The organism is Agromyces sp. H17E-10 (assembly GCF_022919715.1).
Classification (GTDB): Bacteria; Actinomycetota; Actinomycetes; order Actinomycetales; family Microbacteriaceae; genus Agromyces.
Map to the genome: position 1 here is coordinate 3,353,326 of NZ_CP095042.1, position 15,057 is coordinate 3,368,382.

Consider the following 15,057-nt stretch of genomic DNA (forward strand, 5'->3'; position numbering starts at 1 on the left):
GCGCCATGAAGAAGGCGTTCCTCGTGACCACCGTCCTGTTCGTCGTCGACGCGATGCTGCAGGTCTATCTCGCAGCGTTCGGCACCTTCGGCATGGAGGCGGGCGACGACACCGCGTTCAGCGCGCACGGCATCAACGGCCAGATCGTGCTGCGCGTGCTCGCGCTCGCCATGATCGTGTTCGCCGCCCTCGCCCGGGCCGGCAAGCGCACCATCTGGATGACCGTCACGGTCTTCCTGCTGACGGTGCTGCAGCTGCTCATCTTCATCCTGACCGGCGTCATCTTCGGCGTCGGGCCCGAGTCCTCGACCGTGCCGCTGCCCGCGATGCTGACGGTCAGCCTGCACGGACTCAACGGCGCGCTGATCATCGTGCTCGGCGTCGCCCTCTTCTTCCGGGCGCGCAAGCTCGTTCGCGAGGGCTCGCCGCAGCAGGCGGCCGCGTCGACCACGGCGACCGCAACCCCCGAGGTCGCGCAGTCGACCCAGCCGTCGAGCGTCGCTTGACCGGCCGAACCACCACGGCGAGGAGGGATGCCCGATGAACACGGCAGCCCTCCTCGCCCTGTACGGCGTCGTCGTCATCGCGGCGGCCGGCCTGTGGGCGGCCGCCGCGACGACCGGGAACCGCGCGCCCCGATGGCTCGCGCTGGGCGGATGCCTCGCGGTCGCGTCGGCCGCGGCCATCGCGGTCGTGCTCGCGACGCGCGACCTCGCGTTCGCCGACGAGAAGCTGTTCGTCGGCGTCCCGCTCGCCGCCGCCGGTTGCGTCGCGGGCCTCGTGGGGCTGCGACGGCGCCGTCACGACCCCGACGACACCGCCGGCCGGGTCGCACTCGTCGCGGGGGTCGCTGCCACGGCGGCCGCCGCCGCGGAGACCTGGCTCATCGGCGGGCCGGTGCGGCTCATGCCGACGGTCGTGCTGCTCGGCGTCGTCGTGCTCGCGGTCGGCACGACGTGGGCGATCGTCGCACGCCGCGGGCGCCGAGCGGTCACCGGTTTCGCTGGTCTCGCCGGGATCGCGATCGTCGCGTCCGTCGGCTGGGTGTGGCTCGCCGACACCGCCGCACCGAACCTCGAGGCCGCGCCGTCGCACCACGCGGTCGCCGCCGCGGCAGCGACCCCGGGCGACACGGGACCGGCGGGCGGCGCCGGCACCGGCGCATCCGTCTCGGTCGCCGACCTGCGCACGCCGGCCGACCCCGACCGACGCACCGACCGATTCACGCTCACCGCGAAGCGCTCGCTCGTCGCCCTCGACGACGGCTCCACGATCGACGCCTGGACCTTCGACGGGCGCGTGCCCGGCCCCGAGCTGCGGGTGCGCGAGGGCGACCTCGTCGAGGTGACCCTGCACAACGACGACATCGCCGCGGGCGTCACCCTGCACTGGCACGGGGTCGACGTACCCAACGGCGAGGACGGCGTCGCCGGCGTCACCCAGGACGCGGTCATGCCGGGCGACTCGTTCGACTACCGGTTCGTCGCCGATGTGCCGGGCACCTACTGGTACCACACGCACCAGGGGTCGGCCGAGGGCGTGCGCAAGGGCCTCTACGGCATGCTCGTCGTCGAACCGGCCCGCCCGGCCGGCACCGACGCCGGTGCCGTCGCACCGGACGCCGCGTCCGACACGCTCGACGTCGTCGCGCCCGTGCACACGTTCGGGTCGCACGTCGTCGTCGGCGAGCACGCGCTCGCCGAGAACCGCACGGTCGCACCCGGTACACGCGTCCGCGTGCGGATCGCCGACACCGACCTCGAACCGCTCGCAGTGCGGCTCGCCGGGGTACCGTTCCGGGTGGTCGCCGTCGACGGTCGCGACCTCGCGGGCGGCGCGGAGGTCGACGACCGGTCGTTGCGGCTCCCCGCCGGCGGTCGCGTCGACCTCGAGTTCACGATGCCCGACGAGCGGGTCGCGCTCGGCGTCGACCGCTCGGCCGAGGCGGGGCTCGTCTTCGTGCCCGGTGAGGCGGATGCCGCGGGCGCGTCGCCGACCTCGACCGACTCGCCGATGCCCGTGCCCTCGGCCGTGCCCGAGCTCGACCTGCTGACCTACGGCGAACCCGACGCGGTCGCCTCGCGGCTGGCCGCGACGACGCCCGACGTCGATGCGAAGCTCGTGCTCGACCGCCTGCCCAGGTTCGTCGGCGGCGCACCGAAATACGCGTACACCGTCGACGGACGGGTCTTCCCGCACATCGACCCGGTGAGCGTGCGGGAGGGCGATGTCGTGCGGCTCACGATCGTGAACCGCGGGTTCGAACCGCACCCGATGCACGTGCACGGGCACCACGTGCTCGTGCTCTCACGCGACGGCGTCGCCGCGACCGGCGCACCGCTCTGGCTCGACTCGGTCGACGTGCGGCCGGGCGAGGTCTGGCAGGTGCTCCTCGTCGCCGACAACCCGGGCATCTGGATGGACCACTGCCACAACCTCGAGCACGCGGCCGAGGGCATGATGATGTCGCTCGCCTACGCGGGGGTCACGAGCCCGTTCGAGCACGACGCGCACGGCAACCGGCCCGAGTGAGCACCGCGGGTGGGCATCGTTCGGGGATCGCGGCCCGCGCCGCTCACTCGCCGGGGGTGGAGCCGGTCACCCGCTGGGCGTCGATGCGCTCGCACATCTCGGCGCCGAGGCCCGACTCCTTCGTCGTCTCGTCGTCGCGCTCGAAGAGCCGCGGCAACCGGTCGAGCCCCGGGTAGTGGCTGCTCGCGGCGGCCCGCTCGCCGGCCGAGTCCTGCCCGCAGTGCGCGGCCGTGCTGAGCGCCTCGGTGAACCGGTCGCGGCTGGCCTTCGAGAGCGCCCAGCCGAGCGGTGGCACCACGGCGGGCTCCGAGGCCGGTGCGACCACGATGACGCCGCCGTCGATGCGCCCATTGCTGCCGATCAGCGCGTCGACCGCGTCGGCGCAGCGGTCGTCGTCCTCGGGGCACGCCTCGGGGAGCGTGAGGGCGATGCGCTGGATCCAGGCGTCCTGCGCGGTGAGCCGGACGCGCGCCGCGTTGCCCGTGATCGGGGCCAGCGGCTCCGCCTCGGCGCGCGTCACGTCGGTGACGAGGTCGTAGCCCTGCGAGTTGCGGAGGTAGAGCAGCACGGGCACGAGCTTCGTCGCCGACGACGACTGGGCGTTCACGTCCTCGAACACCTTCATGAGCGCGGGAGCGATGTCGGCGATCGTCGCGAGCGAGGTGGGTTCGACGTACCCGCCGTCGACGAACTGGGCGCCGGCACGCCCGCCGACCTTGGCGCACGGTCCGGTCCCGGGCATGCTGCCGGTCGGGGTGATGACCGCGAACCGCGCCGAGAGCATCGCGGCGGTGGACCAGTCGAGGCCGGCGAGGCACTTCGCGGCGTCCTTCGCGCCGTCGACGCCGGGGAGCTCGCCGAACTGCAGCATCGACGGCAGGCCGCCCGTGCCGTCGCATGGCCCGATCGCGGCACCGCCCGCCGGCGCGAGGTCCGAGGCTGCCCGCTCGGCCGTGACCGGCGCCTGCTGCACGAGCAGCCGGCACTTCGTGACGACATCCGCCGAGTTCATGAGCAGGGCGCCGGTGCGCGGGTCGATCGTGTTCGAGAAGGGTCGGCCGAGCGCCGTGCCCTGCTCCCAGAACGACTCGATGAGCGCGGCGCGGTCGCGCCAGCGCCAACCGGGGTCGTCCTCGGTGTCCGACGGCGCGAGGTACGACGGCATGTGCACGCCCCAGCCGCCCGCGACCGCGTCGCCGACGACGAGGGCGAGCGCAGCGGTCGAGACCGCGCCCGGCGCCGACAGCCGCGCAGCCGAGTCGACGAGCGAGTCGACGCCGGCCGGGTCGGTGCCCGCCGAGCTCGCGAGGGCGAGCCCGACGGAGCCGCCGCTGATGCCGCTCGCGACGAGCCCGGACTTCGCAGCGCACCCGGGGAGTGCGTCGAGCACCGATGCCGTCCAATAGGCGGCGCGGATGCCGCCGCCCTCCGAGGCGATGAGGAACACCGGCCTGATGCGCGTGCCGTCCTCGGCCACGTAGACGCACTCGGTCTCGGCGCGCATGGCACGCAGCTGCGCGGCGAGCGCGTCGGGCTTCACCGGGTTGGCGTCGGGCTCGTCGTCCGACACGTGCACGCGATGCAGCGCGGTGTCCGACCATCCCCACGGCACCGCCGAGAGCGCCACGTTCACGACGAGCGGCATCACGAGTGCGAGCGCGATGACCGGGCTCGCCTTCATGTTGAGCACCCGGAACGGGAACACGAGCGCGCGCGACTGCAGGATCAGGGTGAACGCTCCGAGCACCGCCACCCACGCGCCGAGCCCGAGGAGGACGACCGCGACGGCGCCGAGCGACGCCCCGAGCTGCGCGGGCCAGAGCATCGCGGCGATGAGCGCCGCCGAGCCGACGACGAGGGCGATCCACTCGACGAGCCCCGCCCGCGACACCATGCCGTCGCCCGCGGGCCGGTGCACCGTCGGGTCGAGCCGTCCGACGTGCATCGCCTTCCGGCCGAACGCCGAGCGGTCGGCGAACGCGATCACGGCGAACGGGGCGAGCACGGCGACGCCGGCCGACACCGGAACGAGCAGCCAGCCGAGCAGGCCGGCCGCGGACCCGCCGAGCACGAGCGGCACCAGGAAAGACCGGACGACGCCGACCGCACCGACGACGAGCACCACCGCGGCGAGCGAGTCGCCGATGATCCAGCTGTCGGCGGCGCGCTGGACCGAGGCCTTGCGGGGCTTCTCCGGTCTACGGGCGACCCAGCCCGCGCCGAACGCGGCGAGTGCCGCGATCGCGAGCTCGATGCCGAGCACCGCGAAGAAGGTCGGCGGGTGCACCGAGAAGCCGCCGTCGGGGTCGACGGGACCGACGATCGCGATCGTCGCGACCGCGAGGCCGACCTGGGCGATGGGCGCGATGAGCCAGGGGAGCGCGGCGTCGATCGGTCGCGGGGTCGGCCGGCCGACCCATCCGTGCACACGGGTCTCGATCATGTAGCGGGTGCGTCGCCGGCCGAGGGCGAGGGTGAGTGCTCCGGTGATGAGCATCGCGACGATCGCCGCGAACGCGTGCGCCGCACCGAGCGGGCCGTCGGCCCATTGGCGCTGCACGTCGGGGAGCTGGTCGAGGAGGTCGGCCGCCGGGATGCAGGCGAGCACGAGGAGCACGACGATCGCGAGTGCCGCGAGCCGGTGCACCCAGATCGCCCGGCCGAGCCTGGCCGTCCGGCTGCCGAGCCAGCGCCGGTACGCGGGGATCCGCAGCACCGCGACCGCGAAGACGACGAACCCGAGCACTTTGAGGGCCGTCGCCCAGACCATGACGGCGCCGACGGCCGCCGACGCGGGTTGCAGGCCGTTCGCGACGGTGATGCCGGCGACGACCTGCAGCACGTCCTCGAGGAGTTCGGCGCCGACGATCGTGATGAGCGCGACCTTCGGCACGACCTGGACGTCGACCGGCGCCTTGCGGATGAGGCCGCGCAGGAGCGTCGCGTACGCGGCGACCATGAAGAGGTCGAGCACGGCTGAGAGGATGATCCATCCGCCGAGGTCGGCGTGCCAGGGCATTCGGGCCCATGCGGCCCAGCTGTCGACCTGGAACGGGCCGAGCGGGCCGAGGACGAGGTTCAGGGAGTGGCTGCGCCCCTGGTGATCGGGAACGCTCGCGATCAGCCGGTCGAGCTCGGCGAGCGCGACCGCGATGAGCAGCACGGCGGCCAGCAGCGAGAGCGTGCGGGCGGCGCGCTTCCAGGTGCCGTCGCCGATGCCCGGCCAGTCGGGTCGCGGCGCCCCGGGTCCCACCTCCGCCCGGTCGTGCTCGCCCGTCGCGCGCGCGCGCTCCACCTGCGTCACCAGCATCACCCGCCCAAGCTCGACCGTGCCCTTCGGTTGAGGCTATCGCTCGGCGACACCCGTCGTCCGTACCGCGTACGGGGGACGGCGGGGGACAGCATCGGCGGTCGGGCCGGGCGCTGCTAGGATCTCGGTACAACCTCATACCGGGCCATCGACGCGTCGCGGGAGAGCCGGAGCCACGTTCAGTTCGATCGGACGGGCCGCCCGGCACCGAAGGAGCAAGCCTCCCTGCCAATCTCTCAGGTCACACACCGCGATGACGAGGCCGCTCTGAAAAGAGGTCGCCCGCCGGCGACCCGCCCACGGTGAAAGCGCGTCTCCGCGTGAAACTCTCAGGCCCATGACAGAGGGGGAGTTCTCATGCGGCATCCGCCGCACGAATCGCGACCGCGCCGGCGACGACCGCAGGCCAGTCTGGAGAACTCGTGACGAACGACCCCGGTACCACCAGCCCCGCCACGGCCGAGCCCGTCGAGGAGCGACGCAGCCCGCTCGACGCCGTGCACCGCGCGGCCGGCGCGAGCTTCACCGACTTCGCCGGCTGGCAGATGCCGGTGCGCTACTCCTCCGACCTCGCCGAGCACCACGCCGTGCGCACCGCGTCGGGCATCTTCGACCTGTCGCACATGGGCGAGATCGTGCTCGTCGGCCCCGAGGCCGCGGCCGCCCTCGACCACGCGCTCGCGGGCAAGCTGTCGGCGATCGAGGTCGGCCAGGCGAAGTACTCGCTCCTGCTCGCCGACGACGGCGGCATCATCGACGACCTCGTCGTCTACCGCACGGGCGACGACCGCTACATGGTCGTCGCGAACGCCTCGAACGCGGCCGTCGTCGCCGACGAGCTGCGCGCCCGCGCCGAGGGCTTCGACACGCTCGTCTCCGACGAGAGCGACGACATCGCGCTCGTCGCGCTGCAGGGCCCCGACGCGCGCGCCGTGCTGCTGGAGACCCCGGGCTTCGGCGTCGACGGCCCCGGCAACGATGCAGAGGACTTCGACGCGCAGATCGCCGCACTCAAGTACTACCGCGCGTTCCCGGCGACCTTCGAGGGGCAGCCCGTGCTCGTCGCCCGCACGGGCTACACCGGCGAAGACGGTTTCGAGCTCTACCTCGCACCCGAGCGCGCCGCAGGCCTGTGGGACGCGCTGACCGAGACCGGCGGCCCCCGTGTGGTGCCGTGCGGGCTCGCGAGCCGCGACACCCTCCGCCTCGAGGCGGGCATGCCACTCTACGGCCACGAGCTCGGCCGCGACATCCTGCCCGTGCAGGCCGGCCTCGGCCGCGTGGTCGCACTCTCGAAGGAGGGCGACTTCGTCGGCCGCGCCGCGATCGAGCAGGGTCCGGCCGAGGGCGCGCGCGTGCTCGTCGGCCTCGCCGCCGAAGGCCGTCGCGCCGCCCGCGCCGACTACGAGGTGTACGACGGCGACGGCGCGGACGCGACCCTGGTCGGCGTCATCACGAGCGGCGCGCTGTCGCCGACGCTCGGCCACCCCGTCGCGATGGCCTTCGTCGACCCGGCGGTGAGCGAGCAGGGCACCGGCCTCTTCGTCGACGTGCGCGGCACGCGCATCCCGGCCACCGTCGTCGCGCTGCCCTTCTACAAGCGCGCCTCCTGATCCCGGCGCCGCGCGACCCCCAGGGGTCGGACGGCGCGAACCCCGAGTCATCCCACACCACAAGGAGCACCCCATGACCGACCTCAACGCCCTCCAGTACACCGAAGAGCACGAGTGGGTCGTCGTCGACGGCGACGTCGCGACGATCGGCATCACCGACTACGCCGCCGAGAAGCTCGGCGACGTCGTCTACGTCGACCTCCCCTCGGCCGGCACCGCGATCACCGAGGGCACCGTCGTCGGCGAGATCGAGTCGACGAAGTCGGTCGGCGAGCTCTTCGCCCCCGTGAACGGCGAGGTCGTCGAGGCGAACCAGGCCGTCGTCGACGCGCCCGAACTCGTCAACAGCGACCCGTTCGGCGAGGGCTGGCTCGTCAAGGTCAAGGTCGGCGACCTGCCGAAGCTGCTCACCCGCGACGAGTACGTCGCCCTCACCGGAGAGTAAGGAACCACCCGGATGACTTCGCCCTCGTCGGCCTTCGATGTCGATGCCTTCGGCCGCCGCCACATCGGCACGTCCCCGAGCGACCACTCGCTCATGCTCGCCGAGCTCGGCTACGACTCGCTCGACGCGCTCATGGCCGCGGCCGTGCCGTCGTCGATCCGCATGGGCGAGGTGCTGAACTCGGCCATCCCCGCCGCGGCGACGGAGCGCGAGGCGCTCGCCGAGCTCGCCGGGCTCGCCGCGCAGAACACCGTGCGCACGCCCATGATCGGCCTCGGCTACTACGGCACGGTCACGCCCGCGGTGATCCAGCGCAACGTGCTCGAGAACCCGAGCTGGTACACGGCATACACGCCGTACCAGCCCGAGATCAGCCAGGGCCGGCTCGAGGCGCTCATCAACTTCCAGACGATGGTCGAGAACCTCACGGGCCTCGACATCGCCAACGCGTCGATGCTCGACGAGGGCACCGCCGTCGTCGAGGCGATGCTGCTCGCCCGCCGCGGCTCGAAGTCGGCCTCGAACCGCTTCGTCGTCGATGCCGACGCGCTGCCGCAGACGAAGGCGCTGCTCGTCTCGCGCGCCGAGGCCGTCGGCATCGAGCTCGTCGAGGCCGAACTCTCCGAGGGCACGGATGCCGCCGCCTTCGGCGACCACTTCGGCGTCTTCGTGCAGTACCCCGGCGCCTCGGGCCGCGTGTGGGACCCGTCGCGGGTGATCGCCGCGTCGAAGTCGCAGGGCGCACTCGCCGTCGTCGCGGCCGACCTGCTCGCGCTCGCGCTCGTCACGAGCCCCGGCGAGCTCGGCGCCGACGTCGCCGTCGGCACCTCGCAGCGCTTCGGCGTGCCGATGGGCTTCGGTGGACCGCACGCCGGCTACATGGCCGTGCGCAAGGGTCTCGAGCGACAGATGCCCGGCCGCCTCGTCGGCGTCTCGCAGGACGCCGCCGGCCACCCCGCCTACCGCCTCAGCCTGCAGGCGCGCGAGCAGCACATCCGCCGCGAGAAGGCGACCTCGAACATCTGCACCGCGCAGGTGCTGCTCGCGGTCATGGCGTCGATGTACGCCGTGTACCACGGCCCGCGCGGCATCCGCGCGATCGCGACGCAGACCGCCGCGAAGGCGAAGCTGCTCGCCGGCTGGCTCGCAGACCTCGGCCAGCACGTCGCCCACGACGCGTACTTCGACACGCTCGCGGTGCACGTGCCCGGGCTCGCCGAGAACGTCGTGGCCCGAGGTCGCGACCTCGGCGTGCTGCTCTGGGCCGCCGACGAGGCGACCGTGTACGTCTCCGTCGACGAGACGACGACGCTCGCCGACCTGCACCTCGTCGCGCGCGCCTTCGGCGGCCCCGACGAGCGCCCGACGACCGACACGGCCGCCGAGCGCGTGCCGACCGAGACCGCGATCCCCGAGGCGCTGCGCCGCACGTCGGGCTACCTCGAGCACCCGGTGTTCAACACGCACCACTCCGAGACGCAGATGATGCGGTACCTCAAGCAGCTCGCCGACCGCGACTACGCGCTCGACCGCGGCATGATCCCGCTCGGCTCGTGCACGATGAAGCTCAACGCCGCCACCGAGATGCAGGCCGTCACCTGGCCCGAGTTCGCGAACCTGCACCCGTTCGCGCCCGAGGCCGACGTCGTCGGCTCGCTCGGGCTCGTCGAGCAGCTCGAGTCGTGGCTCGCCGAGGTCACCGGGTACGACACCGTCTCGCTGCAGCCGAACGCCGGCAGCCAGGGCGAGCTCGCGGGCCTCCTCGCGATCCGCGGCTACCACCGTGCCAACGGCGAGGGCGAGCGCGACGTGTGCCTCATCCCGTCGAGCGCGCACGGCACGAACGCGGCCTCGGCCGTGCTCGCGGGCATGCGCGTGGTCGTCGTCGCGACCGACGAGCTCGGCAACGTCGACCTCGACGACCTGCGCGCGAAGATCGCCGAGCACGCGGCATCCATCGCGGCCCTCATGATCACGTACCCGTCGACGCACGGCGTGTACGAGCACGAGGTGAAGTCGATCACGCAGGCCGTGCACGACGCCGGCGGCCAGGTCTACGTCGACGGCGCGAACCTCAACGCCCTGCTCGGTTACTCGCGCTTCGGCGACTTCGGCGGCGACGTCTCGCACCTCAACCTGCACAAGACGTTCTGCATCCCGCACGGCGGAGGCGGCCCCGGCGTCGGCCCGGTCGCGGCGAAGGCGCACCTCGCCCCGTACCTGCCCGGCCACCCGATGGCGCAGCGCCCCGACCACGCGGGCGGCTTCGTGCACGGCGGCGGACCGGTCTCGGCGGCGCCGTACGGCAGCCCGTCGATCCTGCCGATCTCGTGGGCGTACGTGCGCATGATGGGCTCCGAGGGGCTCAAGCAGGCGACCGCGACGGCCGTGCTCGCGGCGAACTTCGTCGCGTCGCGCCTGCGCGAGCACTTCCCGGTGCTCTACACGGGCGAGAACGGGCTCGTCGCGCACGAGTGCATCCTCGACCTGCGCCCGCTCACGGCCGAGACCGGCGTCACGGTCGACGACGTCGCGAAGCGCCTCATCGATTACGGCTTCCACGCGCCCACCATGTCGTTCCCGGTCGCGGGCACGCTCATGGTCGAGCCGACCGAGTCGGAGGACCTCGCCGAGCTCGAGCGCTTCGTCGAGGCGATGGTCGCGATCAAGGCCGAGGCGGACGCCGTCGGCCGCGGCGAGTGGCCCGCCGACGACAACCCGCTGCGCAACGCCCCCCACACGGCCGAGTCGGTCATCGCGGGGGAGTGGGAGCACCCCTACACGCGTGAGCAGGCCGTCTACCCGGTGCGCTCGCTCGTGCGCAACAAGTACTGGGCCCCGGTGCGGCGCATCGACCAGGCGTACGGCGACCGCAATCTCGTGTGCGCGTGCCCGCCAGTGGAGGCCTTCGCGTAGGCACGGGCGCGCGAACGCGCGCCCTCGACCTGCTCGCGCGCACGCGCGCGCGGGAGCAGGTATCGACTCAGCCCGTGAGCCCGCCCCACACGGCGCGGGCTCCCGAGTCGCCGATGAGCACGATGAGCACGAGCGTGCCCACGCCGACGACGACGGCGGCCACGGCGATCACGACGCGCACGACGCGCGCGGTGCCGGGCGAGTCCCGTCGCAGGCGCTCGTCGGCGAACCGGAACCACGCCCACTGACCCGCCGCCACGACGAAGAGCGCGATGGCCCACGGCAGCAGCATCTCGCCGAACCCCTGATGCCGGGCGACCGCGGGGATGGGTCCGAGCAGCGCCGCGAGCGAGCGACCGGCGAGCACGGTGACCGGCACGAGCACGAGCACGAGGGCCGCCCCGAGCGCGGTGACGATGCCGAGCCGGCGCCGCGCCTGCGGCCAGAACGTGCCGAGCAGCAGGGCGAGTACCGTGAGCGGGGTGAGCACGACCACCGCGTGCACGACGAGCGGATGCAGCGGCAGCCCCGCGACCTGGATGAGGTCATCGGCGGCGAACGGTGTGGCGAGCGGTGCGACGCGCGTGGGATCCATGCCGAGTACACGTGCTGCGGCGCCGGCCGGTTCATTCCCGCCCACGGTGAACCGTTCGGCTCGCGCTCTCGTTCTCCCTGCAGAGGGCAGGAGGTGAGGGATGCCGCGCGACGACGATCCCCGTGACGACGACCGTCGGCTGGTCGCGCTGTACGAGGCGCACGGGCCGTCGGTCTGGCGGTACGTCGTGCACCTGACGGGCGATGCCGCAGGCGCCGACGACATCGTGCAGGAGACGTTGCTGCGCGCCTGGCGCACGCCTCGCATCCTCGCGCAGGAGCCCGCCTCCACGCGGTCGTGGATGATCACCGTCGCCCGCAACCTCGTCATCGACGAGGCCCGCAGCGCCCGGCGCCGGCACGAGGTCGACGTCGCCGAAGCTCCCGAGCCGCCCGCCCCGGCGATGCGCGACGCGACCGACGCCCTCTTCGAGAGCCTCCTGATCGAGGAGGCCCTCGTGTCGTTGACGATCGAGCATCGTGCCGTCATCGTGCACGCCTACTACGGCGGATGCAGCGTGGCCGAGGTCGCCCGGCGGCTCGGCATCCCCGAGGGCACGGTGAAGTCCAGATTGCACTACGGGCTCCGCGCGCTCCGACTCGCCCTGCAGGAGAAGGGAGTGACGCGATGAGCCCCGATCACGCGCACTTCGCGGAGTGGGACTCCGCCTACGTGCTGGGCGCGCTGTCGCCGCTCGAGCGCGCCGAGTACGAGCAGCACCTCGAGACGTGCGAGCGGTGCCGCAGGGCGGTCGCCGAGCTCGCGCCGATGCCCGGGCTGCTCGCCCGCCTCACCCCCGAACGTGCCGCGACGCTCCTCGACGACACCGGCGCAGCCGCGCCCGGGCCGCGCGAGGACCTCCTGGACGTGGTGCGGCTCGAGGACCGCCGTCGCCGCGTCCGCCGACGCCGCACCGCGTGGATCGCCGCGGCCGTCGCGGCCGTCGTCGTCGCTGCGGCGGTCGCGATACCGCTCGCGCTCGCCCGCACCGCGATCGTGACGGAGTCGGTCGCGTTCGAGCCCGTCGCCGAGGTGCCGCTCGTCGCGACGGCGAAGCTCACGCAGGTCGGGTGGGGCACGAGGATCGAGCTCGACTGCCGCTACGCCGAGATCGCGGGCGCCGAGACCGCGGGCGCCGACGGCGGGTCGACGGCCCGCTGGCCGTACGCCCTCGTCGTCGTGGGCCGCGACGGCGAGCGGACCGACGTCTCGAGCTGGCAGGCGAGCCCGGGGGCCGACGCGCGGCTGTCGGCCGGCGCTGCGCTCGATCTCGACGAGATCGCATCGCTCGAGATCCGCGCGGTCGGCAGCGACGACGTGCTCATGCGGGTCGCGGTCGACTGACCCGATCTGCGGCACGACATCCGTTCGAACCGGTTGAACCGTTCCGCGCCGGGCCTCGTGTTCCGGGAAGAGCCGCGTCCGCGGCCGACGGCACGAGAGAGGGACCTCGCATGAAACTGCGCATCGCAACCGGAATGGCCGCCATCGGCCTCGTCGTCGCGCTGGCCGGATGCACCGGCACCGGATCGGACTCGGGCGGGTCGATGTACGGCGAGTCCACGCCCACCCAGTCCGAGACCCAGGCGCCGGACACCGGCGGTGCCGCCTCGGGCGCCGCACTCGCGACGGCCGACTCCTCGCTCGGCCAGATCGTCGTCGACGGCACGGGCATGACGGTCTACATGTTCGACACCGACACCCAGGGCAGCGGCAAGAGCAGCTGCGAGGGCCAGTGCGCCACGAACTGGCCGGCCGTGACGACCGACTCCGACGCCCCGCAGGTCGAGGGCGTCACGGGCGAGGTCGGCACGATCACGGGCGTCGACGGCTCCACCCAGGTGACGCTGAACGGATGGCCGCTCTACACCTACGCGGGCGACAGCGCCGCCGGCGACGTGAACGGCCAGGGCGTCGGCGGCGTCTGGTGGGTGCTGAGCCCCACCGGGGACAAGATCAGCGGCTGACCCGGGCGACTACGCGGGGCGCGGCGCCACGTGGCGGCCGCGCTCCGTGAGGTCCCGCTTCGCGGGCGCGACGCGAGCCGTCGCGTCTGCGGCGACGAGGGCGGCCCGCCGGGCCGCGACGCGCTGCTCGGCCGCGCGGACCTCGGACTCCGTCGTGCCGAAGCGGCGGTCGGCCGCGCGCGCGGCGAGGTGGCCGGCGGCGAAGGCGGCGGCGATGCTCATGGTGCTGTCCTCTCTCGGGCCGGCTCGGCCGGCGGATGCACCCCGGAAACGAGGGGCAATCCCATGCTCGTCAGCGTGGCGGAGCCCCGGATCAGGGGACCCCCGAACGCCACCCCCGGGAGTACACTGAGAATCGCTCGGACTTCCCGTCTCGGGTCGCCCGCTGAGCACTCGCACGGGGAGGTGCGGCATGCCGGGTATCGACGTCATCGCAGGCATCGCGATCATCGCGACCTTCGTCATCGTGAGCGTCGCGACCGCCGACACGGGTGCGCTCGAGCAGCGCATGCGTCGTCGGGGCAGCGTCGGGGAGTCGGCCGAGGCGATGCGGCACGCGCAGGACGTGATGGACTTCGCGCGCGGCGGCTACCTCGGGGTCGTCTGCACGCCGAGCCGTCGCCTGCAGCTGTCGGGCGATCTCGAGTCCGAGTCGGCGACGGGCATCACGACGCCACCCGAGCCGTCGGCCGCCGTGGTCGCGGTGGCGACTCCCGTGCCCGGGCCCCGGCACCTCGTCCCGGTGCGCAGGGCGACGCGGTCGCGGCGAGCCGGGGGCATCCGCGCCATCGTGGGAACCCGGCGTCGCGCCGGCCGAGCGCATCGCGCGATCAGGCCGGCGGGGCGAAGAGTCCGGGCCACCACGCGACCGCCAGGGGATACCCGATGAACGACGCCATGTCGAGCGCCCAGTGCGCGATGACGAGCGGCATCGTGCGACCCCAGCGCGTGTAGCACCAGCCGAACACGACGCCCATCGCCACGTTGCCCGCGAACGGCCCGAAGCCCTGGTAGAGGTGGTACGAGCCGCGGAGGAGCGCGCTCGAGACGATCGTCGCCCAGGGCCCCACGCCGAGCTGACGCAGGCGCGTGAAGAGGTAGCCGACGACGATGATCTCCTCGGTCAGCGCAGCCTTGAGCGCGGCCAGCACGAGGATCGGCACGGTCCACCAGTGCGTGTCGAGGGGTGACGGCACGACGTTCACGGTGATGCCGGCCGCCCTGCCGATCGCGTAGAGGGCGAGGCCGGGCACTCCGATCACCAGCACGAGCGCGATACCGGATGCCGCATCCCGGCCCGGCCTCGTGAGGTCGAAGCCGATCCGGCGGAAGCCGCTGCGGGTCGGCTGCCAGAGCAGGTACAGCGCGAGCGCGACGACGAACAGCCCGAAGAAGACGTCGAGGAACTGGTAGGTGAAGTCGAGCCACTCGCGGCTCGAGCGCGACTGGTTCAGGGCGGCGGACTGCTTCGCGAGCGGGGTCGTGTCGGTCAGGCGAGCGACGATCGACACGATCGAGTACACGGCCGACGCACCGAGCGAGAGCCCGAGCACGATGACGATCTCGGCGCGCAGGCGGAACGCCCAGCGCGCCCGGAGACCACGAACCTTGGGAACGCCTGCACGTGGGCTGTGCAGTGGTCGTGCATCCGACATGCAGTAATCATCGCACGGACGGTC

Annotated in this window: 13 protein-coding genes and 1 riboswitch; of the genes, 9 read left to right on the plus strand and 4 right to left on the minus strand. The window is 73.1% G+C overall.

All coding sequences use genetic code 11. The features are described from left to right. The first annotated feature begins 5 nt into the window (after nt 1-5). Together MUN74_RS15275 and MUN74_RS15280 are read left to right on the plus strand one after the other, a co-directional pair. Entirely contained in the window at nt 6-506 is a 501-nt protein-coding gene (locus MUN74_RS15275; protein ID WP_244853323.1) for a DUF6220 domain-containing protein, read from the plus strand. Nucleotides 507-540: 34 nt separating this feature from the next. Then, a complete protein-coding gene (locus MUN74_RS15280; RefSeq protein WP_244853324.1) occupies nt 541-2,532 on the plus strand; it encodes a multicopper oxidase family protein in 1,992 nt (663 codons plus the stop codon). A 43-nt stretch (nt 2,533-2,575) separates the two neighbouring features. Here the strand turns inward: MUN74_RS15280 and MUN74_RS15285 are convergent, their stop codons facing one another. Then, a complete protein-coding gene (locus MUN74_RS15285) occupies nt 2,576-5,845 on the minus strand; it encodes a hypothetical protein (RefSeq protein WP_244853326.1) in 3,270 nt (1,089 codons plus the stop codon). Between the two features lie 146 nt (nt 5,846-5,991). Beyond that, a riboswitch (glycine riboswitch) is annotated at nt 5,992-6,103 on the plus strand. Between the two features lie 161 nt (nt 6,104-6,264). On the opposite strand from MUN74_RS15285, the gene gcvT reads away from it, so the two are divergent. The 3 genes from gcvT to gcvP all read left to right on the plus strand — a co-directional run bounded on the left by gcvT (nt 6,265) and on the right by gcvP (nt 10,816). Then, nucleotides 6,265-7,455, plus strand: a complete 1,191-nt coding sequence (gcvT, locus tag MUN74_RS15290) for a glycine cleavage system aminomethyltransferase GcvT (protein ID WP_244853327.1) — start codon at nt 6,265-6,267, stop codon at nt 7,453-7,455. A 73-nt stretch (nt 7,456-7,528) separates the two neighbouring features. Beyond that, nucleotides 7,529-7,900, plus strand: a complete 372-nt coding sequence (gcvH, locus tag MUN74_RS15295) for a glycine cleavage system protein GcvH (RefSeq protein WP_244853329.1) — start codon at nt 7,529-7,531, stop codon at nt 7,898-7,900. A gap of 12 nt (nt 7,901-7,912) precedes the next feature. Then, nucleotides 7,913-10,816, plus strand: a complete 2,904-nt coding sequence (gene gcvP, locus MUN74_RS15300) for an aminomethyl-transferring glycine dehydrogenase (RefSeq protein ID WP_244853330.1) — start codon at nt 7,913-7,915, stop codon at nt 10,814-10,816. A gap of 67 nt (nt 10,817-10,883) precedes the next feature. On the opposite strand, the gene MUN74_RS15305 is transcribed toward gcvP, so the two are convergent. Further along, nucleotides 10,884-11,411, minus strand: a complete 528-nt coding sequence (locus tag MUN74_RS15305) for a DUF2231 domain-containing protein (protein WP_244853332.1) — start codon at nt 11,409-11,411, stop codon at nt 10,884-10,886. Nucleotides 11,412-11,511: 100 nt separating this feature from the next. Between MUN74_RS15305 and MUN74_RS15310 the strand changes: the two genes are divergently transcribed. From MUN74_RS15310 to MUN74_RS15320, 3 genes are all read left to right on the plus strand, one after another. Further along, the gene (locus tag MUN74_RS15310) at nt 11,512-12,042 is read left to right on the plus strand and encodes a sigma-70 family RNA polymerase sigma factor (RefSeq protein WP_244853333.1); all 531 of its coding nucleotides are present in this window, start codon (nt 11,512-11,514) and stop codon (nt 12,040-12,042) included. Further along, a complete protein-coding gene (locus MUN74_RS15315) occupies nt 12,039-12,755 on the plus strand; it encodes an anti-sigma factor family protein (protein ID WP_244853335.1) in 717 nt (238 codons plus the stop codon). Before MUN74_RS15310 ends, MUN74_RS15315 begins: the two co-directional genes overlap by 4 nt. A 110-nt stretch (nt 12,756-12,865) precedes the next feature. Then, nucleotides 12,866-13,378 (plus strand): COG4315 family predicted lipoprotein, encoded by a 513-nt coding sequence (locus tag MUN74_RS15320; RefSeq protein ID WP_244853337.1) that lies wholly within the window; start codon nt 12,866-12,868, stop codon nt 13,376-13,378. A gap of 9 nt (nt 13,379-13,387) precedes the next feature. Here the strand turns inward: MUN74_RS15320 and MUN74_RS15325 are convergent, their stop codons facing one another. Beyond that, nucleotides 13,388-13,600, minus strand: coding sequence for a hypothetical protein (locus MUN74_RS15325; protein ID WP_244853339.1), 213 nt, complete (start codon nt 13,598-13,600; stop codon nt 13,388-13,390). 190 nt (nt 13,601-13,790) lie between these two features. Here MUN74_RS15325 and MUN74_RS15330 point away from each other — a divergent pair, with 190 nt between their 5' ends. Beyond that, nucleotides 13,791-14,267, plus strand: a complete 477-nt coding sequence (locus tag MUN74_RS15330) for a hypothetical protein (protein WP_244853341.1) — start codon at nt 13,791-13,793, stop codon at nt 14,265-14,267. Here MUN74_RS15330 and MUN74_RS15335 read toward each other — a convergent pair. Then, on the minus strand, nt 14,209-15,033 hold the full coding sequence (locus MUN74_RS15335; protein WP_244853342.1) for a CPBP family intramembrane glutamic endopeptidase: 825 nt from the start codon (nt 15,031-15,033) through the stop codon (nt 14,209-14,211). The two genes, MUN74_RS15330 and MUN74_RS15335, sit on opposite strands and share 59 nt — an antisense overlap. Between the last annotated feature and the right edge of the window lie 24 nt (nt 15,034-15,057).

Coding starts and splice junctions, on each gene's coding strand:
- MUN74_RS15275 (WP_244853323.1), top strand. CDS start 6: ATGAAGAAGGCGTTCCTCGTGACCACCGTCCTGTTCGTCGTCGACGCG.
- MUN74_RS15280 (WP_244853324.1), top strand. CDS start 541: ATGAACACGGCAGCCCTCCTCGCCCTGTACGGCGTCGTCGTCATCGCG.
- gcvH (WP_244853329.1), top strand. CDS start 7,529: ATGACCGACCTCAACGCCCTCCAGTACACCGAAGAGCACGAGTGGGTC.
- gcvP (WP_244853330.1), top strand. CDS start 7,913: ATGACTTCGCCCTCGTCGGCCTTCGATGTCGATGCCTTCGGCCGCCGC.
- MUN74_RS15305 (WP_244853332.1), bottom strand. CDS start 11,411: ATGGATCCCACGCGCGTCGCACCGCTCGCCACACCGTTCGCCGCCGAT.
- MUN74_RS15310 (WP_244853333.1), top strand. CDS start 11,512: ATGCCGCGCGACGACGATCCCCGTGACGACGACCGTCGGCTGGTCGCG.
- MUN74_RS15315 (WP_244853335.1), top strand. CDS start 12,039: ATGAGCCCCGATCACGCGCACTTCGCGGAGTGGGACTCCGCCTACGTG.
- MUN74_RS15320 (WP_244853337.1), top strand. CDS start 12,866: ATGAAACTGCGCATCGCAACCGGAATGGCCGCCATCGGCCTCGTCGTC.
- MUN74_RS15325 (WP_244853339.1), bottom strand. CDS start 13,600: ATGAGCATCGCCGCCGCCTTCGCCGCCGGCCACCTCGCCGCGCGCGCG.
- MUN74_RS15330 (WP_244853341.1), top strand. CDS start 13,791: ATGCCGGGTATCGACGTCATCGCAGGCATCGCGATCATCGCGACCTTC.
- MUN74_RS15335 (WP_244853342.1), bottom strand. CDS start 15,033: ATGTCGGATGCACGACCACTGCACAGCCCACGTGCAGGCGTTCCCAAG.